At 44.1% G+C, this 22,902-nt stretch carries 18 protein-coding genes and 2 tRNA genes; 19 read left to right on the top strand and 1 reads right to left on the bottom strand.

Going from position 1 to position 22,902, the window contains the following annotated elements; genetic code table 11:
* Positions 1 to 57: 57 nt before the first annotated feature.
* The 6 genes from dnaK (at position 58) to greA (ending at position 9,430) form a co-directional block, all read left to right on the top strand.
* On the top strand, positions 58 to 1,986 hold the full coding sequence (dnaK, locus tag KHS79_RS19465; protein ID WP_212721141.1) for a molecular chaperone DnaK: 1,929 nt from the start codon (positions 58 to 60) through the stop codon (positions 1,984 to 1,986).
* Between the two features lie 151 nt (positions 1,987 to 2,137).
* Positions 2,138 to 3,268 carry a molecular chaperone DnaJ gene (dnaJ, locus tag KHS79_RS19460; protein ID WP_027707243.1) on the top strand — a complete coding sequence of 377 codons (1,131 nt, stop codon included), beginning with the start codon at positions 2,138 to 2,140 and terminating at the stop codon, positions 3,266 to 3,268.
* 212 nt (positions 3,269 to 3,480) lie between these two features.
* The gene (dapB, locus tag KHS79_RS19455; protein ID WP_212721139.1) at positions 3,481 to 4,284 is read left to right on the top strand and encodes a 4-hydroxy-tetrahydrodipicolinate reductase; all 804 of its coding nucleotides are present in this window, start codon (positions 3,481 to 3,483) and stop codon (positions 4,282 to 4,284) included.
* A gap of 240 nt (positions 4,285 to 4,524) precedes the next feature.
* Entirely contained in the window at positions 4,525 to 5,655 is a 1,131-nt protein-coding gene (gene carA / locus KHS79_RS19450) for a glutamine-hydrolyzing carbamoyl-phosphate synthase small subunit (RefSeq protein ID WP_233468506.1), read from the top strand.
* 83 nt (positions 5,656 to 5,738) lie between these two features.
* On the top strand, positions 5,739 to 8,957 hold the full coding sequence (gene carB / locus KHS79_RS19445; RefSeq protein WP_212721136.1) for a carbamoyl-phosphate synthase large subunit: 3,219 nt from the start codon (positions 5,739 to 5,741) through the stop codon (positions 8,955 to 8,957).
* Positions 8,954 to 9,430: a transcription elongation factor GreA gene (greA, locus tag KHS79_RS19440; protein WP_027707247.1), complete on the top strand. Its 477-nt coding sequence runs from the start codon at positions 8,954 to 8,956 to the stop codon at positions 9,428 to 9,430. Before carB ends, greA begins: the two co-directional genes overlap by 4 nt.
* Positions 9,431 to 9,529: 99 nt before the next feature.
* Here the strand turns inward: greA and KHS79_RS19435 are convergent, their stop codons facing one another.
* Positions 9,530 to 9,835: a YhbY family RNA-binding protein gene (locus tag KHS79_RS19435; RefSeq protein WP_212721129.1), complete on the bottom strand. Its 306-nt coding sequence runs from the start codon at positions 9,833 to 9,835 to the stop codon at positions 9,530 to 9,532.
* Positions 9,836 to 9,993: 158 nt separating this feature from the next.
* Here KHS79_RS19435 and rlmE point away from each other — a divergent pair, with 158 nt between their 5' ends.
* The 13 genes from rlmE (at position 9,994) to truB (ending at position 22,751) form a co-directional block, all read left to right on the top strand.
* Complete coding sequence (gene rlmE / locus KHS79_RS19430; RefSeq protein ID WP_094788693.1) at positions 9,994 to 10,614, top strand: 23S rRNA (uridine(2552)-2'-O)-methyltransferase RlmE; 621 nt, start codon at positions 9,994 to 9,996, stop codon at positions 10,612 to 10,614.
* A gap of 210 nt (positions 10,615 to 10,824) precedes the next feature.
* Positions 10,825 to 12,786, top strand: coding sequence for an ATP-dependent zinc metalloprotease FtsH (gene ftsH / locus KHS79_RS19425; protein ID WP_094788692.1), 1,962 nt, complete (start codon positions 10,825 to 10,827; stop codon positions 12,784 to 12,786).
* Between the two features lie 54 nt (positions 12,787 to 12,840).
* Positions 12,841 to 13,680 (top strand): dihydropteroate synthase, encoded by an 840-nt coding sequence (folP, locus tag KHS79_RS19420; protein WP_094788691.1) that lies wholly within the window; start codon positions 12,841 to 12,843, stop codon positions 13,678 to 13,680.
* Positions 13,681 to 13,728: 48 nt separating this feature from the next.
* Positions 13,729 to 15,069: a phosphoglucosamine mutase gene (glmM, locus tag KHS79_RS19415; protein WP_027707252.1), complete on the top strand. Its 1,341-nt coding sequence runs from the start codon at positions 13,729 to 13,731 to the stop codon at positions 15,067 to 15,069.
* 76 nt (positions 15,070 to 15,145) lie between these two features.
* A complete protein-coding gene (gene tpiA, locus KHS79_RS19410) occupies positions 15,146 to 15,892 on the top strand; it encodes a triose-phosphate isomerase (RefSeq protein WP_027707253.1) in 747 nt (248 codons plus the stop codon).
* 7 nt (positions 15,893 to 15,899) lie between these two features.
* On the top strand, positions 15,900 to 16,466 hold the full coding sequence (secG, locus tag KHS79_RS19405; RefSeq protein WP_084611115.1) for a preprotein translocase subunit SecG: 567 nt from the start codon (positions 15,900 to 15,902) through the stop codon (positions 16,464 to 16,466).
* A 49-nt stretch (positions 16,467 to 16,515) separates the two neighbouring features.
* Positions 16,516 to 16,600: transfer RNA gene (locus KHS79_RS19400), tRNA-Leu, on the top strand.
* A gap of 58 nt (positions 16,601 to 16,658) precedes the next feature.
* A tRNA-Met gene (locus KHS79_RS19395) sits at positions 16,659 to 16,735 on the top strand.
* 183 nt (positions 16,736 to 16,918) lie between these two features.
* Positions 16,919 to 17,374, top strand: coding sequence for a ribosome maturation factor RimP (gene rimP / locus KHS79_RS19390; RefSeq protein WP_027707254.1), 456 nt, complete (start codon positions 16,919 to 16,921; stop codon positions 17,372 to 17,374).
* 47 nt (positions 17,375 to 17,421) lie between these two features.
* Entirely contained in the window at positions 17,422 to 18,918 is a 1,497-nt protein-coding gene (gene nusA / locus KHS79_RS19385) for a transcription termination factor NusA (protein WP_212721127.1), read from the top strand.
* Positions 18,919 to 18,942: 24 nt separating this feature from the next.
* Complete coding sequence (gene infB / locus KHS79_RS19380) at positions 18,943 to 21,390, top strand: translation initiation factor IF-2 (RefSeq protein ID WP_094788688.1); 2,448 nt, start codon at positions 18,943 to 18,945, stop codon at positions 21,388 to 21,390.
* Positions 21,391 to 21,425: 35 nt separating this feature from the next.
* Positions 21,426 to 21,818, top strand: coding sequence for a 30S ribosome-binding factor RbfA (gene rbfA, locus KHS79_RS19375; protein ID WP_094788687.1), 393 nt, complete (start codon positions 21,426 to 21,428; stop codon positions 21,816 to 21,818).
* Between the two features lie 3 nt (positions 21,819 to 21,821).
* Entirely contained in the window at positions 21,822 to 22,751 is a 930-nt protein-coding gene (gene truB / locus KHS79_RS19370) for a tRNA pseudouridine(55) synthase TruB (RefSeq protein WP_027707258.1), read from the top strand.
* The last annotated feature ends 151 nt before the right edge of the window (positions 22,752 to 22,902 follow it).

Here is a 22,902-nt window from a genome sequence, read left to right as displayed (position 1 = left end):
ATTAGGGTTATTGACGAATTAGCTACTCTACAGAGCTAGGGTATGGAGAGATAGAAAATGGGTAAAATCATCGGTATAGACCTGGGTACAACCAACTCATGTGTTGCACTTTTGGATGGTGACAAACCAAAAGTGATTGAAAATGCAGAAGGTACGCGTACGACGCCTTCTATTATTGCTTTCACGGATGATGGTGAAACGCTTGTAGGCCAGCCAGCAAAACGCCAAGCGGTAACAAACCCCAACAACACATTGTTTGCGATTAAGCGGTTGATTGGTCGTCGTTTTGCTGATGATGTGGTGCAAAAAGACATTAAGATGGTTCCCTACAAGATCGTTGAAGCAAAAAATGGCGATGCTTGGGTTGAAGTAAAAGGGGATCAAAAAGCACCACCCCAAATCTCTGCTGAAGTCTTGAAAAAAATGAAAAAGACGGCTGAGGACTACCTCGGTGAAGCAGTCACTGAAGCAGTAATCACTGTACCTGCTTATTTCAATGACTCACAGCGTCAGGCTACAAAGGATGCAGGTCGTATTGCAGGCTTAGAAGTTAAGCGGATTATTAACGAACCTACCGCTGCTGCTCTGGCCTACGGACTGGATAAAAAGCGTGGTGACTCCACTATTGCGGTATATGACTTAGGTGGTGGTACATTCGATATTTCCATCATCGAAATTGCGGAAGTGGATGGCGAGCACCAGTTTGAAGTATTAGCTACTAATGGTGATACTTTCCTGGGTGGTGAAGACTTTGACTTGCGCTTGATTGACTATCTGGCAGATGAGTTCAAAAAAGAGCAAGGTATTGACTTACACAATGACCCACTTGCGTTGCAGAGACTTAAAGAAGCTGCAGAAAAAGCCAAAATTGAGCTTTCTTCAAGCCAGCAAACAGATGTAAACCTGCCTTATATTACAGCTGATGCGACAGGTCCAAAGCACTTGAATGTTAAGGTGACACGCGCGAAGCTTGAGTCACTGGTAGAAGACCTTGTTACTCGCTCTATTGAGCCATGTCGTATCGCATTAAAAGATGCAGGTCTGGACATTTCAGAAATTAATGAAGTGATCCTGGTGGGTGGTCAAACCCGTATGCCTATGGTTCAGCAAAAAGTTAAAGACTTCTTTAACAAAGAGCCTCGTAAAGACGTTAACCCTGACGAAGCTGTGGCAATGGGTGCGGCTATCCAGGGTGCAGTACTGTCTGGTGATGTTAAAGATGTATTGTTGCTTGACGTTACACCACTTACGTTGGGTATTGAAACCATGGGTGGCGTGATGACACCGCTGATTGAGAAAAATACGACAATTCCAACGAAGAAGTCGCAAGTTTTCTCTACAGCAGAAGACAACCAAACAGCTGTAACTATCCATGTGTGTCAAGGTGAGCGTAAGCGTGCAGGTGATAATAAGTCCCTAGGCCGCTTTGATTTGGCTGATATTCCTCCTGCGCCACGTGGTGTTCCACAAGTTGAGGTAACGTTTGATATAGATGCTAATGGTATTTTGAACGTTTCTGCTAAAGATAAGGCGACAGGAAAAGAGCAATCTATTGTGATCAAAGCATCGAGCGGCTTGTCTGATGATGAAATTGATACAATGGTGCGTGATGCAGAGGCCCATGCTGATGAGGATCGTAAGTTTGAAGAGTTGGCAAGTGCTCGTAATGCGGCTGATGGTTTGATCCATGCTACAAAGAAAACAGTAGAAGAAGCTAAAGATAAAGTTTCTGCTGATGAGAAGGAAAAAATTGAGAAAGCCATTGAGGAGCTGGAAGCAGCCCTTAAAGGTGATAATAAAGAAGAAATTGAAGCTAAAACTAAAGCGTTAACAGAGGCTTCTTCTGCACTTGCTCAGCGTATGTATTCAGAGCAAGCACAACAGGGCGAAGCTGGCCAAGCTCAATCAGAAGCTGATAGTGCTAGCAAGTCTTCTGATGATGCGGTGGATGCTGAGTTTGAAGAAGTAAAGGATGAGAAGAAGTAACCTTTGGCAAGGGAACGTTTTTCTCAACAGGGTGACAACCCTAACGGTATAACGCGGGAGCATTCCCGCGTTGTCGTTTGTATCGATAACTGTCTTGTGCCGAAACAGCAATTGTTTTTCGGGGTAATAAGCACGTAGGTTTCCTAAAGCTATGGCCAAAAGAGATTACTATGAAATTCTGGGTGTATCCCGGGATGTTTCTGAAAAAGACTTGAAAAAAGCCTACCGACGTATGGCCATGAAGTATCACCCTGACCGAAACCCAGGGGATAAAGATGCAGAAGAGCATTTTAAAGAAGTAAATGAAGCATTTGAGGTGCTTTCTGACTCGCAAAAAAGAGCTGCATATGACCAGTTTGGGCATGCGGGTGTAGATGGTCAGGCAGGTGCAGGTGGCTTTGGTGCAGGTAGCTTTAGTGATGTTTTTGGCGATATTTTTGGTGATATCTTTGGCACTGCAGCGGGTGCTGGGCGAGGGCGTAGCAGTGTGCAGCGTGGCGCTGACTTGCGCTACTCGATGGACTTAGAGCTTGAAGAAGCGGTAAAAGGTGTCGAGAAGAAAATCCGTATTCCTACTCAAGTAGAGTGTCGTACTTGTGATGGTTCTGGAGCACGAAAAGGTTCTTCACCTGAAACATGTAGTACATGTGGTGGTGTTGGTCAGGTACGAATGCAGCAGGGATTTTTCTCTGTTCAACAAACTTGTCCTGCCTGTCATGGCACGGGTAAGGTTATTAAAGATCCATGTCGTGACTGTCATGGCGAAGGTCGTACTGAAGAATACAAAACCCTTTCAATTAAAATTCCTGCTGGAGTAGATACTGGCGATCGGATTCGTCTAGCAGGAGAAGGGGAAGCAGGGCTGAATGGTGGGCCTGCAGGTGACTTGTATGTTCAGGTCTCTGTGCGTGAACATAAGATTTTCCAGCGTGATGGTAAGCACCTTTATTGTGAAGTGCCAATTACTATCTGTGATGCTGTTTTAGGGGGTGAGCTAGAAGTCCCTACGCTGGATGGTAAAGTTAAATTAAAAATTCCACCTGAAACCCAAACAGGCAAGCTTTTCAGAGTTCGAGGTAAAGGTGTAGCTCCGGTTCGTGGTGGTGCTCAGGGTGACCTATTGTGTCGTGTAATTATTGAAACCCCTGTCAGCTTGACTAAGCGTCAACGTGAATTATTTGAAGAACTGCAAGCTACATTTGAAGGTGAGGGTGGTCATAAACAGTCTCCGCGAAAAACCTCTTGGTTTGAAGGCGTAAAAAACTTTTTTGAAAATATGTAGCTTTTGTAAAAGTCGAGCTTATGTAGGTAAACTCGATGTAGGTACTTCAATATAGTGTTATTAGTTTGGCCAGAAGGTGATTATACGATAATCATGTTCTGGCCAAATTTGTATGGGCCTACTGGTTTTAATAAATTGCTTTGGTGATATAGACTCGGCTCAGTAGGATAGAGTGTTTTATATTTCGCAAAAATCATAAAGTTGAGGGGCGTATGATTCGCATAGCAGTTGTTGGGGCCGCAGGTAGGATGGGACGTACACTCATTCAAGCCATCACTGAAAGTAATGAGTGTCAATTAACTGTAGCGACTGACAGAGCTGACAGTTCTTTGGTCGGCGCTGATGTGGGCGAGTTAGCGGGCTTGGGAAAAATGCATATTAAACTGTCGGCTAGTCTGGATAGCTGTAAAGATCAGTTTGATGTGGTTATAGATTTTACGCGCCCGGAACATACGCTAAACAATGTTGCTCTTTGTCAGCAGTGGAACAAATCGATTGTCATTGGTACCACGGGGTTTAGCGACGAGCAAAAACAGCAATTACAGGACGCCGCCCAATCGACTGCTATTGTTTTTGCCCCAAATATGAGTGTGGGTGTCAATTTATGCTTTAAGTTGCTGGAGCTGGCCGCAAAAGTCATGGGTGATGATGCGGATATCGAAGTAATAGAAGCACATCATCGCCATAAAGTTGATGCACCTTCAGGCACAGCACTGCGTATGGGTGAGGTTGTGGCTGATGCGCTAGGCCGAGACCTTAAGACGTGTGCTGTGTATGGTCGTGAAGGAATAACAGGCGAACGGGATCGCCAGACTATTGGCTTTGAAACGATTCGAGCTGGTGACATTGTTGGTGATCATACTGTGCTGTTTGCGACTGAGGGCGAGCGTGTTGAGATTACTCATAAAGCCAGTAGTCGTATGACATTTGCGCAAGGTGCTGTCCGTGCGGCTAAGTGGCTAGCGAAAAAAGAAACAGGACTTTATGACATGCAAGATGTTTTAGGCTTACGTTAAGGCAGAGGCATTAAGATAAGAAATAGTGCTCAACGTAATTTTTTGTAAGCGACCTTAATTTTCCAATAGACGCCGGGCAGGATTTTATTTTAAAATTCCGAAAATTTGTGCCAAGAAAAGGGGTTTGGTTTCAAATGTCCGGCTATCAAAAAAAAGCAAGATGGAGCAGATAACAACTGCAGGCATCTTGCTTTTTTTTTGCCTATGAAAAATGCATCAGAAAATGTGAGGGAGTTAGCTTTGTCAACACCAGCAATATTAGCCCTTGAAGACGGCTCGATATTCTCAGGAGTGTCGATCGGCGCTGATGGGCAAACAGCAGGAGAAGTAGTTTTTAATACGGCTATTACAGGTTATCAGGAAATCCTGACAGACCCTTCTTATGCTCGTCAGCTTGTCACTTTAACGTATCCACATATTGGTAATACGGGTATTAATCTGCAAGATAATGAATCTGCTCAAGTATGGGCAAGTGGGTTAATTATTCGAGAATTATCACCGGTTGTGAGTAATTGGCGCAGTCAACAATCGTTGTCTGAATTTTTAAAAGAAAAGGGTATTGTCGCCATTGCAGAAATTGATACACGTCGTCTGACTCGTATTCTTCGCGAGAAAGGCGCACTGTCTGGCTGTATTATGGCTGGTACGACAATCTCAGAAGCCGCGGCATTTGCGCAAGCTGAATCTTTTCCTGGTTTAAAAGGAATGGACTTAGCATCCGTTGTTAGCACAGATAAAATTTATGAATGGAATGAAGGTGAGTGGCAGCCATCCACGAATGACTTTTCAGCGACTGTGGATAAACCCTATCATGTGGTCGCTTACGACTTTGGTGTTAAGCATAATATTTTAAGAATGTTAGCCCAACGTGGTTGCCGTATTACGGTGGTACCTGCTACTACTCCTGCCAGTGAAGTGTTGGCGTTACAGCCAGATGGGGTATTTCTATCAAATGGTCCTGGCGATCCCGAACCTTGTGTTTATGCTATTGACGCTATTCAAGCACTGCTGGAAGCTAACATACCATTATTTGGTATTTGTTTGGGGCATCAGTTATTAGCGCTAGCCAGTGGTGCAAAAACAGAAAAAATGAAGTTTGGGCATCATGGTGCTAATCATCCCGTCCAGGACGTTCATACCCGTAATGTAATGATTACCAGTCAGAACCATGGCTTTGCAGTAAGTGAAGACTCTTTACCGAAAAACGTTGAGGTGACTCATAAATCTCTGTTTGATCACTCACTACAGGGTATTCAGTTAACAGACAAACCTGCGTTTAGTTTTCAAGGGCATCCTGAAGCAAGCCCTGGTCCCCACGATGTAGCTCCCCTCTTTGATCGCTTTATCGATTTAATTCGATCTCGACGCTGATTAGCCCTTACAGCAATCACCTCTGCATAAACGTAAACATATAAAACAGTTGTAACTAATTTATCGTCAGTGAAGAGAAAACCATGCCTAAACGTCACGATATCAAAAGTATTCTAATCCTTGGTGCAGGTCCTATTGTAATTGGCCAGGCTTGTGAATTTGACTACTCAGGAGCACAAGCATGTAAAGCACTTCGAGAAGAAGGTTTTCGCGTTATTCTCGTGAACTCTAACCCCGCAACCATCATGACTGACCCTGTGATGGCTGATGCAACTTATATTGAACCTGTTCGTTGGGAAACTGTTGCCAAAATTATTGAGAAAGAAAGACCAGATGCCTTATTGCCTACGATGGGGGGGCAAACAGCACTGAACTGTGCGTTGGACTTATATAAGCATGGTGTTTTAGAAAAGTTTGGCGTAGAGATGGTTGGTGCTAATCAAGATGCCATTGATAAAGCTGAGGATCGGCAACGCTTTGATATCGCTATGAAGGCTATTGGCTTGGAAACACCTAAGTCTGGCATTGCTCACTCCCTTGAAGATGCATTGCAGGTGCTTGAAGAAGTAGGCTTCCCTTGTATTATCCGCCCTTCATTTACCATGGGAGGAAGTGGTGGTGGGATTGCGTACAATCGAAAAGAGTTTTTAGAAATCTGTGAACGTGGTTTAGACCTTTCACCAACCCGTGAATTGCTGATTGATGAGTCATTGATTGGCTGGAAAGAGTTTGAAATGGAGGTCGTGCGGGATAAACAAGACAACTGCATTATTGTCTGCTCCATTGAAAATATTGATCCGATGGGGGTTCATACTGGGGATTCGATTACTGTTGCACCTGCTCAGACTTTAACGGATAAAGAATATCAGTTGATGCGAAATGCATCTGTTGCTGTATTGCGGGAAATTGGTGTTGAGACAGGTGGCTCAAATGTCCAGTTTGCATTAAATCCTGCTAATGGACGTATGGTTGTCATTGAGATGAATCCTCGGGTTTCTCGCTCTTCTGCCTTAGCCTCAAAGGCAACAGGGTTCCCTATAGCTAAAGTCGCTGCCAAGCTGGCAGTCGGTTATACCCTTGATGAGCTGCAGAATGAAATTACAGGAGGGTCAACCCCAGCATCATTTGAGCCTGCAATTGATTATGTAGTGACAAAAGTGCCACGTTTTGCATTTGAAAAATTTCCAAAGGCCGACAGCCGTCTTACAACACAAATGAAGTCTGTCGGCGAAGTGATGGCGATGGGGCGAAACTTTCAAGAGTCATTTTTAAAAGCATTACGTGGCTTGGAAGTGGGTGTTACAGGTCTGGATGCCAAGCTTAATTTAAATCAGGATGGGGCTTTGGAGCAGTTAAAGGCTGAGCTTATAACCCCTCGTGCTGAAAGGATTTGGTATGTTGGCGATGCTTTCAGGGCGGCAATGACTATAGAAGAAGTGCATCAGCTGACGCATATTGATCCATGGTTTTTGACATATATTGAAGACATCATAAAAACTGAGCAGCAGGTGAAGTCTGGAGGTGGACTGAATAGCCTGAGTAAACAAGTCCTTTGGCAATTAAAGCGTAAGGGTTTTTCTGATGCTTGCTTAGCTAAATTACTCAGTGTCAGTGAAAAAGCTGTGCGGGAATATAGGCAAAAATTAGGTGTACATCCTGTATACAAAAGGGTAGATACGTGTGCGGCTGAGTTTGCAACAAGTACAGCCTATATGTACTCCACCTATGACGAAGAGTGCGAAGCATTACCAACTCAGCGTGAAAAAATGATGGTGCTGGGTGGTGGACCCAATCGGATTGGTCAGGGTATAGAGTTTGACTATTGTTGTGTGCATGCGGCTCTGGCGCTTAGGGAAGAGGGTTATGAAACCATTATGGTTAACTGTAACCCAGAGACAGTATCAACAGACTATGATACGTCAGATCGACTCTACTTTGAGCCTGTTACCCTGGAAGATGTGCTGGAAATAGTCGCTATTGAAAAGCCAAAAGGCGTTATTGTTCAGTATGGTGGACAGACACCGCTTAAGCTTGCCAGAGCTTTGGAGGCAGCAGGTGTACCTATTATTGGTACATCACCAGAAGCGATTGACCGTGCAGAGGACCGTGAGCGTTTTCAACATATGATCCAACGCTTAGGGTTGCTGCAACCAGAAAATGCAACGGCAAGAAGCAGTGAAGAAGCGGTCAAAAAAGCAGAAGAAATTGGTTATCCATTGGTTGTTAGACCTTCCTATGTGTTGGGTGGGCGCGCAATGGAGATTGTTAGTCAAGAGTCTGAATTGGTGCGCTATATGCGTGAAGCAGTTCAGGTTTCCAATGAAAGTCCTGTGTTATTGGACTCATTCCTCAACCGTGCCATTGAGGTTGATGTGGATGCAGTTTGTGATGGCGAAACAGTGGTGATCGGTGCTATTATGCAGCACATTGAACAAGCTGGAGTCCATTCGGGCGATTCTGCTTGTTCCCTGCCTCCTTACAGCTTAAGCCAAGAAACTCAGCAAACCATTCGTGATCAGGTGACATGTATGGCACTTGAACTTGGTGTTATTGGTTTGTTAAATGTTCAGATGGCCGTGCAGGATGACAGGGTTTATGTTATCGAAGTTAATCCTCGTGCGTCGCGCACAGTACCTTTTGTGTCTAAATGCATTGGTCACTCGCTGGCAAAAATTGCTGCGAAAGTGATGGCGGGACAGTCACTTGCTGATGTTGGATTTACCTCTGAGGTTATCCCGAATTACTGGTGTGTAAAAGAATCAGTGTTCCCCTTTAATAAATTTCCAGGGGTTGATCCTATTTTGGGACCTGAGATGAAGTCTACAGGTGAAGTGATGGGCGTTGGTGACAGTTTTGCTGAAGCGTTTGCTAAAGGGCATGCTGCTACCAATTTGCCGAATTCAGGAAAAGTAATTATCAGTGTGCGTGATGAAGATAAACCACGTGCAGTGAATGTTGGAAAACTGCTTATTTCACTAGGTTTTGAGCTTTATGCTACAGAAGGTACTGCCAATGCACTTGAAGTGGCAGGTGTTCCTGTAACTAAGGTGAATAAGGTAAGCGAGGGACGCCCACATTTGGTAGATATGATCAAAAATGACGAAATCAGTCTGATGATCAATACCACTGAAGGGCGTCAAGCGATTGCAGACTCTTATACTATTCGCGGCTCTGCCTTGCAGCACAAGGTCCCTAATGCAACGACCATTGCAGGTGCTGAGGCGGTTGCCGAAGCGATCCGTTTTGGACCAGAAAAAACGGTAAGACGCTTACAAGATTTACATAAAGGTGTGACTGGATGAATAGAATACCAATGACAGTCAGTGGTGAGGTAGCACTTAGAGAAGAGCTAAAGCACTTGAAGACTGTAGAGCGTCCTCGGATTATTCAAGCAATAGCTGAGGCTCGAGAGCACGGAGACTTAAAGGAAAATGCTGAATATCACGCAGCCCGTGAGCAGCAAGGTTTTACGGAAGGTCGTATCAAAGAAATAGAAGGTAAACTTTCTTCTGCGCATATCATTGATGTCACAAAGATTACGAAAACAGGCAAAGTAATTTTTGGTGTAACCGTTGAGCTGCTCAACTTAAACACCGATGAAGAGGTGGAGTACCAAATTGTTGGTGATGATGAAGCAGATATTAAGCAAGGGAAAATATCTGTGAACTCTCCCATTGCGCGCGCGTTGATTGGTAAAGAAGAAGGCGATGTGGCACTTGTCAGAACACCAAATGGTGAAGTGGAGTACGAAATAGAGGAAGTTAAACACCTCTAAACATCGTAAAGCTGAGAATGTTGTTTGAATAGTTGCAAACCCCTCTTTCAATTGTGAGCGAGGGGTTTGTTATATTCGGTCAGAAGGAAGCTACAGCGGTTAATGCCGGTGTAAATTCGAAAGTTGTAGATTGGGTTCTTCTGCAGGGCGGTAAATTAGTGCAATGTTACCAATGGTTTGCACCAGTTCAGCTTGGCACTCATTGCAAAGTGCTTGAATTAACTGTTGTTTAACCTCTCGATCACCTACTTGAAATTTCACTTTTATCAGTTCGTGATCATTGAGTGCTCTTAAGGTTTCTTCAACAATGCTACTGGAAGCACCTTTTCCGGCTACAGTTACAATAGGTTTAAGATTGTGCCCGATAGCACGAAACTGCTTTTTCTGACTGGCAGACAACGACATTATTTATAAATCCACTGTGAAAACATAAAATACTCACGGATAACAATACCCGAGTTGGAATAATTTTAGCCTATGAGTACGGTTGATAACTATTTTACAGGCTATTTTTCTAACAATGAATGCTTGCGTTAGTAAGCCAGATAACAGAGTTGTACGTTATGGGTAAGTCGAAAAGTAGTCATCGTTGGTTACAGGAACATTTCTCTGACCACTACGTTAAAAAATCTCAGCAGGATGGATACCGCTCAAGGGCCAGTTATAAATTACTGGAAATTCAGCAAAAAGATAAATTGTTACGGCCTGGAATGACTGTCGTTGATTTGGGTGCAGCACCAGGAGGTTGGTCACAAGTTGCTGTCAGCCTGGTTGGAGATCAAGGAAAAGTTGTAGCATCAGATATTTTGCCAATGGACCCTATCGCTGGTGTCGACTTTATTCAGGGTGACTTTACTGAGGATGAAGTCCTGCAGGAAATTCTTGCTGTAATTGGTGATGCACCGATAGACCTTGTAATTTCAGATATGGCCCCCAATATGAGTGGGGTGCTTGCAGTTGATCAACCAAAAGCAATGTATTTAGCTGAGCTGGCTGTTGATTTGGCACAGCAGGTGCTTAAACCTGGAGGGGGCTTTCTGACGAAAGTATTTCAGGGTGAAGGTTTTGATGCTTACCTTAAGTTATTGCGTCAGCACTTTAAGCAGGTACAAACCCGAAAACCATCATCATCTAGACCTAGATCCCGTGAAGTTTATTTGCTTGCCCGTGGTCTAAAGCGTTAAGGCTGAGATGAGAGTGTCATCAATCTTACGATGAGCTTTAAATGAGAAACTGTTGCAAATAGATAATCTGTAGTATCGTATGGATTACTCCTTGAGCGCTTCTCCAATAACGTGATGAAGCTGGTACGATTACCAGTTGGAAATCTGGTCAGGCAGACTGAGTGACTGTCAAACTTTGTTCACTCTATAGAGGATAGGCCTTTGAATGACATGGCAAAAAATCTGGTGTTGTGGCTAATAATAGCTTTGGTATTGCTAACAGTGTTTAAAAACTTTGGCAATATGCAGTCTTCAACCAAAGAAATTAGTTATTCCGATTTTGTCACGTACATTGAAAACAAACAGGTTAGTAAAGTCGAAATTGATGGTTCTAAAGTAAATGGCCGCTTTACTGATAATCAAACGTTTGAAACCAACTTACCCTTGGCTATTCGTGATGACAAATTAATGGATGATTTGTTGCGTAACCAAGTTGAGGTATCTGTTAAGCCAATTGAAAAGCAAAGTATCTGGACTCAGTTGCTGGTCGCAAGCTTTCCAATTCTAGTCATCATAGCTGTTTTCATGTTTTTTATGCGCCAAATGCAAGGTGGTGGAAGCGGTCGTGGTGGCCCTATGAGCTTTGGTAAAAGCAAAGCCAGACTGCTAAGTGAAGACCAAATTAAAACGACATTTGCAGATGTTGCAGGTGTTGAAGAAGCAAAAGATGACGTTCAAGAGCTGGTAGAGTTTCTCCGTGACCCAGGCAAGTTTCAGCGCCTAGGTGGTCGTATTCCACGTGGGGTACTTATGGTTGGTTCACCAGGTACAGGTAAAACCTTGTTAGCCAAAGCCATTGCTGGTGAAGCGCGCGTACCCTTTTTTACAATATCTGGCTCTGATTTTGTAGAAATGTTTGTGGGGGTTGGTGCTTCCCGGGTTCGAGATATGTTTGACCAGGCTAAGAAGCAATCGCCTTGTATTATCTTTATTGATGAAATTGATGCGGTAGGTCGTCATCGTGGCGCAGGCTTGGGTGGTGGTCATGATGAGCGTGAGCAAACCTTGAACCAGCTACTGGTGGAGATGGATGGTTTTGAAGGTAATGAAGGCGTTATTGTGATTGCTGCAACAAACCGCCCTGATGTGCTTGATCCTGCACTTTTACGTCCAGGTCGCTTTGATCGACAGGTTGTTGTTCCTTTACCAGATGTACGTGGTCGTGAGCAAATTCTTAAAGTGCATATGCGTAAAGTGCCGATTTCTGAAGATGTAAAGCCTGCAGTTATTGCGCGAGGTACACCGGGTTTTTCAGGTGCAGATTTGGCTAATCTGGTGAATGAGGCTGCATTATTTGCGGCTCGTGGTAATCGCCGTGTAGTGGGCATGGAAGAATTTGATAAAGCTAAAGATAAAATCATGATGGGCGCTGAGCGCAAGTCCATGGTGATGAGTGAAAAAGACAAGGAAATGACCGCTTATCACGAAGCAGGTCATGCCATTGTTGGCTTAAAAATGCCAGAACATGATCCTGTATATAAAGTGACGATTATTCCTCGTGGGCGTGCATTAGGTGTCACCATGTATTTACCTGAGGAAGATAAGGTTTCATACAGTAAACGCTATTTGCTAGGCCGCATTGCCTCTGCCTATGGTGGCCGTATTGCTGAGGAGCTGATTTATGGGGCTGATGGTGTCTCAACAGGAGCCCAAAACGATATCCAGCAAGCTACGCAAATGGCCAGAAATATGGTTACTAAATGGGGCTTATCAGAAAAAGCTGGTCCGTTACTGTATGGAGAGGAAGATGGTGAGGTTTTCCTAGGGAAATCTCAGGGGGCACACCATTTAAATGTGAGCCCTGAAACAGCGAAATTAATTGATGAAGAAGTTAAACACATCATTGATAACTGTTACATAACGGCAAAAAGGCTTATTGAAGAAAATCGAGATAAGCTGGAGCTAATGAAAGATGCATTAATGGAGTATGAAACGATTGATGCTGACCAGTTGAGTGACATTATGGCTGGCAAAAAGCCTAAGCCTCCCGCTGACTGGCCTGAAGATGGGACGAATGGAGGTGCAAAAGTTGAAGATGTGAGTGCTAGTGATAGCAAGGAAACTGACAGTTCTTCTGACTCTAAAGAAACTTCCAGTAAACCCTCTATTGGAGGACCTGCAGGTGAGCATTAAGCTCACCTTGCACGCTATTAACCTGCCTTAAAATAAGCTTCTTACTTTTCGAGTATGACAACATCTACTTTGATGCTGAGCTGTGGTGATAAGGTATTAGACTTGTCTACACCACAGGTGATGGGTATTTTGAATGTTACTCCTGACTCTTTTTCAGATGGAGGCCAGTACAGTAATTTTGACAAAGCGCTTCAGCATGCAGAGAAGATGATTTGTGCTGGTGCCTCGATCATTGATATTGGTGGTGAGTCTACTCGCCCAGGGGCAAATCCTGTTACCGTGCAAGCTGAAATGGATCGAGTGCTACCTGTGCTTTCAGCGTTGAAGCAGCATTTTGATGTCATTATTTCTGTGGATACAAGCTCACCAGAATTGATGCGTGAAGCTGCGCAACTTGGTGCTGGTATGATTAACGATGTTAGAGCATTAAAAAGGGATAATGCGCTGACAGTTGCTGCAGATCTAACTATTCCTATTTGCCTGATGCACATGCTGGGTGAGCCTGATACTATGCAGCGGCTTGCCACTTATGATGATGTAGTTGATGAAGTGATAAGTTATCTACAGCAGCGCGTGGCGGCATGCATTGAACATGGTATTGAAAAGCAGCGTTTGCTGATAGACCCTGGGTTTGGTTTTAGCAAAACGCTAGAGCATAATTTGCTGCTTCTTAAGCGACTGGATGAGTTGCAGCGACTTGAATTGCCCTTACTTGTAGGTTTATCTCGTAAGCGCATGATTGGTGATGTGCTAGGTAAGCCAGTGTCTGAAAGGCTATATGGTAGCCTTGCTTTAGCCGCCTGGTCTGTGCTGCATGGTGCTCATATTATACGAGTTCATGATGTGGCAGAAACAGTTGATGTGGTTCGTATGTTAAATGCGATACAAGCATAGTGGCTCGGCTTTAGTTTCATAAAGGGCATTTTTGGAGACAATTTAAATATGGAAAAAAAGTTCTTTGGTACTGATGGTATACGTGGAACCGTAGGCGAGTTTCCAATAACACCAGACTTTATGCTTAAGCTTGGGTGGGCTGCTGGCCGTGTGTTTGCAGGAAGACAGCAGAGCAAAATATTAATTGGCAAAGACACTCGAATTTCAGGCTACATGTTTGAGTCTGCCTTGGAAGCTGGGCTTTCTGCTGCTGGTGTGAATGTTGACTTACTAGGTCCTATGCCTACGCCAGCTGTTGCTTATCTTACCAGAACTTTTAGAGCACAGGCTGGCATCGTAATTAGCGCGTCACATAACCCCTATCAGGACAATGGCATTAAATTCTTTTCAGGAAAAGGATTAAAGCTTGATGATGACATTGAGCTACAAATAGAGAAGATGTTAGATCAAGATATGAGTGTGGTTGGTTCTGATGCAATTGGGAAAGTCACTCGTATTAATGATGCTGCAGGGCGCTATATTGAATATTGTAAAAGCACTGTAAATGGTAGTGTGAGTTTAAAAGGACTAAAAATTGTTGTCGATGCGGCCAATGGTGCAACTTATCATGTTGGACCTGCTGTATTTAGAGAGTTAGGTGCTGATGTTGTTGCTATTGGCGTATCCCCAAATGGCATGAATATTAATAAAAATGTTGGTTCAACATCGTTAGGATCATTACAGCAGGCTGTAATGGATCAGCAGGCTGACTTAGGAATTGCCTTTGACGGTGATGGTGACCGAGTGCTAATGGTAGACCACACTGGCAGTGTAGTTGATGGTGATGAGCTTCTTTATATTATTGCACGACACCAGCAGCAGCATCAGGCGCTACAAGGTGGTGTGGTAGGAACACTGATGACCAACTTAGGGGTGGAGAAAGCACTTGAGTCTGCATCAATCCCTTTTATTAGAGCTAAAGTTGGTGATCGCTATGTGAATGAGCAACTTATTTTAAATAACTGGTGCCTCGGAGGAGAATCTTCTGGGCATATTATTTGTCGCCATGTAACCACGACAGGTGATGGGATTGTTTCAGCGTTACAAGTTTTGAAAGCCATGTTTTGTGCTGAGCAGAATTTATACGACCTGAGGCAAGGTGTTGAAAAATATCCACAAATCATGATCAATGTCAAAATGAAACAGCAGCTGAATATTTCTAATAGTGCAGCTGTTCAACAGGCCGTAGCACATGCTGAAAACAGTTTAGCTGACAAGGGGCGTGTGTTATTGCGTCCTTCTGGTACTGAGCCTGTAATACGTGTCATGGTTGAAGGTGAAAATGAACAATTGGTCTCTCAGTTAGCCGAAGAGTTGGCTGGGGTTGTACAACAGGCCGCGTCGAATTAGCGAGTCGTTCAGTAGGTTGTATATTACTGGCTACTACGCTAACATTGCCGGCCTCAAGTGACTAGGCGAGGTTTTTATGCGCAAGCCCTTAGTGGTAGGAAACTGGAAAATGCACGGCAATACTGCAGAAAATGTAGCATTGCTTGAAGGTTTGCTGAGCGCTGAGTTAGGAACATCAGATGTGGCTGTATGTCCACCCAGTATTTATGTTGCGCAAGTGGCTGAAAAACTAAAGGGCAGTGCAATTGGCTGGGGTGTTCAGAATATTTCTGCAGTAGAAAAAGGTGCGTATACTGGAGAAATCAGTGCTCCTATGGCTAAGGATTTAGGGTCTAAATATGCCATTATTGGTCACTCAGAGCGCAGAACGCTGTTCGGTGAAGTAGATAAAGATGTTGCAGATAAATTTGTTGCGGCTCAGCAGGCAGGTTTGACGCCGATTGCTTGTGTTGGCGAAAATCTAGCAGAGCGTGAAGCTGGAGAAACACTGACTGTCGTTGGTCGGCAACTAGGCGCAATATTGGCTGCCCTATCTGCAGGTCAGGTTGATGGTTTTGTTATTGCTTATGAGCCTGTTTGGGCAATAGGCACTGGTAAAACTGCAACACCTGAGCAAGCGCAAGAAGTACATAAGTTTATTCGTGATCAACTTGCAGCACTATCAGCTGAATTAGCTGAGAATATTCAAATACTCTATGGTGGGAGTGTTAAAGCTGATAATGCAGAAGCCTTATTTGCAAATCCTGATATTGATGGTGGATTAGTAGGTGGAGCTTCATTATTAGTTGATCAGTTTGTAGCGATTTGTCGTGCAGCAGGTTGATGACTGAATGGATACGATCATACTGATAGTTCATGTACTTGCAGCGCTGGCCCTTGTAGGGCTAGTGCTATTGCAGCAAGGTAAAGGTGCTGAAGCTGGAGCCTCATTTGGTGGCGGTGCTTCACAAACGGTATTTGGCAGTCAGGGTAGTGGTAACTTCCTTACTAAACTGACGAGTGTTTTGGCTACTGCTTTCTTTGTCACTAGTTTTACACTTGCTATGCTTGGTAAACATAGCTCAAGTGTGGTATCAGAGTCTGTAATTCCTCAAATTGAGGAAGTTGAGCAAGTGATTGGCGATGCTCCAGTTGTTATTGATGCTGAAGATGTAGCTAATGATGCTCCAGGGGTTGACGAACAGGGTCAAAATGAAGCAAAATCTGCACCCGCTTCAGAAGCTAATGCTGATCAAGTTGATCAGCCAGCTGTAAATGAAAGCGAAGCTACTGTGGATCAGGCTGGTGAACAGCTTGGTACTGAGAGCTCACAACATAGCTCGTCTACTGAAGATAAGACAAGTGCAGTAGATGTAGAAGTAAAGACTGAAAATCAAACCTCATCTTCTGATCAATAATTACCAGTGAAGATCAGAGTGTAGTAAGGTTCTGATGAAGCAATGAAAAGCCGAAGTGGTGAAATTGGTAGACACGCTATCTTGAGGGGGTAGTGGCGTAAGCCGTGCCGGTTCAAGTCCGGCCTTCGGCACCATTTGTTTATTAAGTTGACCATGTAGATGATGCTGAATATAATCTAAGCGCCTTTTTGATGCGGGGTGGAGCAGTCTGGTAGCTCGTCGGGCTCATAACCCGAAGGTCGTTGGTTCAAATCCAGCCCCCGCTACCACTAGATTTTAAAAAACCCCTTAAATAAGGGGTTTTTTATTAGCTGAATTTTTTCAGTGAATGTTTGTGACAAGGAGTAGCCTTCACTGTAAATGTGATATTCAAGCTACTATTGATTTCAGGAGTGGGCGCTATGCCCACTTTTTGTTTGTAAAAAAATTATTTGGGTTGAGGCCGGTGACTTGTGGCAAGTAAACACCAGACACTTGAACAATTAATTGTGCCCACCGTAGAGGCATTAGGCTTTGTTGTGTGGGGTATTGAGTTTTTTTCTCAAGGAAAACACTCAAAGCTACAGGTTTTTATTGATTCCCCAGAGGGAATTAATTTAGACGACTGCGAAAAAGTTAGCCGACAAGTTAGCAGTATTTTGGATGTTGAAGATCCTATTTCTGGTGAATATACCCTTGAAGTTTCTTCGCCAGGTATGGATCGACCATTATTTACTTTGGCACATTATGAAGCGTTTAAAGGGCATCAAGTCCAGTTGAAGTTGCGCTCACCTTATGAAGGCCGAAGGAAATTTAAAGGCGTTATCACTGGTGTGGAAAATGATGAGGTTGTGGTTCAGGTTGATGACCATGAATATTTGTTCGCTATCGATCTGATCGAAAAAGCTAACATAATACCCCAGTTTTAAGGGCTCTCTGGGCTTTTGGGCAGGTTAAGTAACAGGCGAGGCGTAGCATGAGCAAAGAAATTTTACTAGTCGTTGACTCAGTATCAAATGAAAAGGGTGTGCCGCCCGATGTTATCTTTGAAGCAATTGAGATTGCTCTGGCAACTGCAACAAAAAAAAGATACGAAGAAGACATTGATGTTCGTGTAGCCATAGATCGTAAGACAGGTAATTACGATACTTTTCGGCGTTGGAAAGTTGTTGCTGATGAAGACTATGAAAACCCTGCTGCACATATAGTCATTGAAGAAGTCGATGAAAAAGACCCTAACTTGCAAATTGACGATTATTGGGAAGAGCAAATTGAGTCAGTTGAGTTTGGTCGGATCGCTGCTCAAACCGCTAAGCAGGTTATTGTCCAAAAGGTTCGAGAAGCAGAGCGTGCTCAAGTAGTAGAAGCATACAAAGAAAAACTGGGTGAGCTTGTCAGTGGTACGGTAAAAAAGGTAACGCGCGATAACATTATTGTTGACCTTGGAAATAATGCAGAAGCAGTATTACCCAGAGACCAAATGATTCCAAGAGAATCATTTAGGGTTGGTACACGGGTAAGAGCACTGCTTTTTGATATTCGCAAGGATGGACGTGGACCGCAGTTAGTGCTTAGCCGAGCCTGCCCACAGATGTTGATAGAGTTATTTAAAATTGAAGTGCCTGAAATAGCTGAAGAAGTGATTGAAGTTAAAGGTGCTGCACGTGACCCCGGCTCAAGAGCAAAGATTGCTGTAAAAACCAATGATGGTCGCATTGACCCTGTTGGGGCTTGTGTTGGAATGCGAGGGTCTCGTGTACAAGCTGTTTCTGGAGAGCTGGGTAATGAGCGGATTGATATTGTTCTGTGGGATGACAACCCTGCCCAATTAGTAATTAATGCAATGTCCCCTGCTGAAGTAGCTTCAATTGTTGTGGATGAAGATGCCCATACTATGGATATTGCAGTTGCAGAGGATAACCTTGCGCAAGCAATCGGTCGTAATGGTCAGAATGTCAGACTTGCCAGCGAGTTAACCAGTTGGACACTTAATGTGATGACTGAAGATGAAGCGCTGGCTAAACAAGCACGCGAAGTGGGAGATATTGTTAATCGCTTCCGTGAGCAGCTTGAAGTAGATGAGGACCTAGCACAGTTGTTAGTTGATGAAGGCTTTACTTCCCTTGAGGAAATAGCTTATGTACCTCTGGAAGAGATGCTGGAGATTGATGGGTTTGATGAAGACTTAGTAAATGAGTTGCGTCAGCGAGCCAAAGACAATCTGTTAACACTTGCAATTGCATCAGAAGAGCAGTTGGAAGAAGCCCAGCCAGCAGAAGATCTGCTGACCATGGAGGGGATGGATAAGCATCTGGCATTTTTATTCGCCAGTAAAGGCATCATAACCATGGAGGACCTAGCCGAGCAGTCAATTGACGACTTGCTTGAAATTGAAGGCATTGATGAAGAACGTGCTGGACAACTCATCATGACTGCGCGAGCACCATGGTTCGAAGATGGGCAGCAAGGGTAAACCACGGAGAGAGGAGATTTGTTGATGGCAGATGTAACAGTAGAACAACTCGCCCAAGTGGTTGGTGCGCCTGTTGAACGATTACTGCAGCAGATGAAAGATGCGGGCTTACCGCAAACAAAGGCCAACCAGGCTGTTTCTGATAAAGAGAAACAAGTCTTGTTGGCTTATTTAAAGCAAAGTCATGGTGGTTCAGCAGCAGATCCAGGCCGTATAACACTTAAGCGTAAAACTGTAAGCCAGCTTAAAGTAAGCGGTGGCCAAGGGAAGAGTAAAACAGTAAATGTTGAAGTACGTAAAAAACGTACTTATGTGAAACGCAATGAAGCTGAGGCTGAAAAGGCTGAGAAAAAGCGTTTGGCTGAAGAGCAAGCACGTGAGTTAGAAAAGCGTCGTAAGGAAGCGAAGGAAGATGCGAAGCGTGCTAAGGATCAAGAAGAGCGTGCACGTATTGAAGCCGAAGCTCGTAAACAGCTAGAAGCTGAGCAGTCTCAAAAAGAAAAGCCGGCTGATAAAGAAAAAAGCTCACCAAAACGCAAAGCTCGTGAAAAGAGTCGCTTTGAACGTGATGATGATGGTGATGACCGTCGTAAGAAGCGTCGTTCAGTCGATAAGGGCGATGCGAAGCCTGGTCGTGGTGGAAAAAGTACCCGGCGTGGAAGATCATCACCTCAAAAAACACAGCTGCATGGTTTTGAAAAGCCAACTAAGCCGATTATTCGGGAAGTCAATATTCCTGAGACCATTACTGTTGCTGAGCTGGCTCAGAAGATGTCAGTAAAAGCAGCCGAAGTCATCAAGGCCATGTTTAAACTAGGCACAATGGTGACAATTAACCAGGTTATTGATCAAGAAACTGCAGCCATTCTTGTTGAAGAAATGGGACATAAAGTCAAGCTTATTAAAGCTGATGCGCTTGAAGATAGCTTGGCCGTTGAGCTTAATACCGTAGAAGGAGAGCAGACTACCCGTGCTCCTGTGGTGACGGTTATGGGACACGTAGACCATGGTAAAACATCGCTACTTGACCATATCCGAAAAGCTAAGGTGCAAGCGGGTGAAGCAGGTGGTATCACGCAGCACATAGGTGCTTATCATGTTAATACTGAACGAGGCATGATTAGCTTCCTGGATACACCAGGTCACGCGGCATTTACGGCCATGCGTGCTCGTGGTGCCAAAGTGACTGACATTGTTATTTTGGTTGTAGCTGCAGATGATGGTGTAATGCCTCAGACTGAGGAAGCGATTCAGCATGCTAAGGCTGCTGAAGTGCCTATTGTTGTCGCAGTGAATAAAATTGACAAGCCTGAAGCTGATCCCGACCGGGTTAAGAACGAGCTTGCTCAGCGCGATGTCATTCCAGAGGAGTGGGGTGGTGATACTCAGTTTGTCAATGTTTCTGCACATTCTGGTGAAGGTATTGATGAGCTATTAGAAGCCTTGTTGTTGCAGGCTGAACTACTTGAATTAAAAGCTGTTCCAAACTCCCCTGCTCGCGGTATTGTAATTGAGTCTTCTTTGGACAAACGTCGTGGAGCTGTGGCTACAGTTCTAGTGCAAAATGGCACACTCTCACAAGGTGATAATGTACTTGTTGGGCAATTCTATGGTCGTGTTCGGGCCATGTTGGATGAGAATGGCAAGCCTATCAAAGAGGCTGGGCCTTCAATTCCAGTTGAAATCCTTGGCTTGGATGGAACGCCAGATGCTGGTGATGAAGTCTTTGCGGTTCAGGATGAGAAGAAAGCACGTGAGATTGCTTTGTTCCGTCAAGGTAAATACCGTGAAGTAAAACTTGCTCGTCAGCAAGCTGCTAAGCTTGAAAATGTTTTCGAGAATATGAAACAAGATGAGAAGAAAACGCTCAATATTGTTTTAAAAGCAGATGTTCGTGGTTCTCTGGAAGCACTGACCCAAGCGCTTAATGACCTTGGAAATGAAGAAGTTCAAGTAAAAGTAGTTTCTGGTGGTGTTGGTGGTATTACTGAGACCGATGCTAACCTGGCGCTCGCCTCCAGTGCAGTTATCTTTGGCTTTAATGTTCGTGCCGATGCTACAGCGAGAAAGATTGTTGAAACTGAAGGTCTTGATTTACGTTACTACAGTGTGATTTATGACATCATTGATGATGTTAAGAAAGCACTCAGTGGAATGTTGAAAGCCCAGTTTAGAGAAGAAATTGTGGGCGTGGCTGAGGTTCGTGACGTCTTCAAATCACCTAAGTTTGGCCTTATTGCTGGCTGTATGGTGGTTGAAGGTATGGTTTACCGTAATGAGCGTATTCGTGTCCTTCGCGATAACGTGGTTATTTATGAAGGTGAGCTTGAATCGCTACGTCGCTTCAAAGATGACGTCAATGAAGTACGAAGCAACATGGAGTGTGGTATCGGTGTGAAGAACTACAATGACGTGCGTGTGGGTGACAAGATTGAGGTGTACAAATCAATTCAAGTCGAGCGCAGCTTGTAAGTTTGGCTGAGCAACTAAATTAAATGTGAGAGTACATGGCTAAAGAATTTAGTCGAACACAGCGTATAGCGGATCAGATTCAAAAAGAATTAGCAGTGCTAATTCAGCTAGAAATCAAAGATCCGCGCCTGGGTATGGTGACAGTGAGCAGTGTCGATGTGAGTCGAGACCTGGCTTATGCAAATATTTATGTCACCTTTCTGGGGAAAGAAGATCAGGTCAGTAATGATGAGCAAGTTGCTGTATTAAATAAAGCAGCTGGCTTTTTAAGGTCAATGCTAGCAAAAAGACTAACTGCTAGAACTACGCCTCAACTGCGCTTTTTTTTCGATGAAAGTATTCAGCGTGGCCAATATCTGTCCAAGTTGATTGATGATGCTGTAAGTAAAGATCGTAATCACCACGATAAAGGTGTTGAGGAAGAGTAAAACGTGGCAAGACGTCGTCGTCAGCGTGGTCGCCCTGTGCACGGTATACTGGTGCTCGATAAACGCCAGGGTGTTACCTCTAATAAAGTATTGCAGGAAATTAAAAGCTTGTTTGGTGCTGCAAAAGCAGGCCATACAGGTAGCCTTGATCCATTAGCAACGGGGGTTTTACCTATTTGCTTTGGTGAGGCAACAAAGTTTTCTCAATATCTGCTTGATGCAGATAAGGGCTATCTGGCTGGAATTCGTTTTGGTGTACGAACAGCTACTGGCGATGCTGAGGGTGAACCGATTGAGCAGCGTCCAGTTAACTTTTCTGAGCAAGAATTGCTGACAACTTTAGAGCAGTTTACAGGGGAAATATCACAAGTCCCTTCAATGTATTCTGCGATAAAAGTTGATGGCCAGCCACTCTATAAGCTGGCAAGAGAAGGCATTGAAGTTGAGCGAAAGGCAAGAAATGTAGTGATTCGTGAACTGTCTTTAACGTCTTTCAATCAGGATACTGCTGAGATACAGGTTGCTTGTAGTAAAGGTACCTATATTCGAACACTTGTTGAAGATATTGGTGAGGCATTAGGGTGTGGTGCTTATGTAACATCCCTGCGCCGCACGTCTGCAGGCCCTTTTACTTTAGATAACGCCTATACTATCGAGCAGTTAGATGAGGTGTGCCAAAACGGTGGGCATGAAGCACTGGATGAACGGCTACAGCCCATAGATATGGCACTTAAACTTCTTCCTCAAGTGATTCTTGGGGAAACTACTGCTTACTACCTGAGTCAAGGCCAACCAGTGTTGGTTCCTAGAGCACCTACAACTGGTTTCGTAAGGCTCTATCAGGAAGGAAGTCAGTTGGCTTTTCTAGGGATCGGTGAGATTTTAGATGATGGTCGTGTTGCACCACGACGCTTGGTTAGAATTTACTCGTAATTACGGGTAGAATAGGCAAGCTTCTTAAGCAGTGTTGCACTTAATCACTGCTTGAATTGCGAGGATGGCTGTAAATATGCACGGTCATTCCTTCACTTTTCATAACCTGGCTTTTTGGGTAAACCACTGGTTTACAGCAGATTGCTTTGGC

It is taken from the genome of Zooshikella ganghwensis (assembly GCF_018263875.1).
Classification (GTDB): Bacteria; Pseudomonadota; Gammaproteobacteria; order Pseudomonadales; family Zooshikellaceae; genus Zooshikella; species Zooshikella ganghwensis.
Note: the sequence above shows the minus strand (reverse complement) of the source record. Positions and strands in the feature narration are given on the sequence as shown.

Coding starts and splice junctions, on each gene's coding strand:
- dnaK (WP_212721141.1), top strand. CDS start 58: ATGGGTAAAATCATCGGTATAGACCTGGGTACAACCAACTCATGTGTT.
- dnaJ (WP_027707243.1), top strand. CDS start 2,138: ATGGCCAAAAGAGATTACTATGAAATTCTGGGTGTATCCCGGGATGTT.
- dapB (WP_212721139.1), top strand. CDS start 3,481: ATGATTCGCATAGCAGTTGTTGGGGCCGCAGGTAGGATGGGACGTACA.
- carB (WP_212721136.1), top strand. CDS start 5,739: ATGCCTAAACGTCACGATATCAAAAGTATTCTAATCCTTGGTGCAGGT.
- greA (WP_027707247.1), top strand. CDS start 8,954: ATGAATAGAATACCAATGACAGTCAGTGGTGAGGTAGCACTTAGAGAA.
- KHS79_RS19435 (WP_212721129.1), bottom strand. CDS start 9,835: ATGTCGTTGTCTGCCAGTCAGAAAAAGCAGTTTCGTGCTATCGGGCAC.
- rlmE (WP_094788693.1), top strand. CDS start 9,994: ATGGGTAAGTCGAAAAGTAGTCATCGTTGGTTACAGGAACATTTCTCT.
- ftsH (WP_094788692.1), top strand. CDS start 10,825: ATGGCAAAAAATCTGGTGTTGTGGCTAATAATAGCTTTGGTATTGCTA.
- folP (WP_094788691.1), top strand. CDS start 12,841: ATGACAACATCTACTTTGATGCTGAGCTGTGGTGATAAGGTATTAGAC.
- glmM (WP_027707252.1), top strand. CDS start 13,729: ATGGAAAAAAAGTTCTTTGGTACTGATGGTATACGTGGAACCGTAGGC.
- tpiA (WP_027707253.1), top strand. CDS start 15,146: ATGCGCAAGCCCTTAGTGGTAGGAAACTGGAAAATGCACGGCAATACT.
- secG (WP_084611115.1), top strand. CDS start 15,900: ATGGATACGATCATACTGATAGTTCATGTACTTGCAGCGCTGGCCCTT.
- nusA (WP_212721127.1), top strand. CDS start 17,422: ATGAGCAAAGAAATTTTACTAGTCGTTGACTCAGTATCAAATGAAAAG.
- infB (WP_094788688.1), top strand. CDS start 18,943: ATGGCAGATGTAACAGTAGAACAACTCGCCCAAGTGGTTGGTGCGCCT.
- rbfA (WP_094788687.1), top strand. CDS start 21,426: ATGGCTAAAGAATTTAGTCGAACACAGCGTATAGCGGATCAGATTCAA.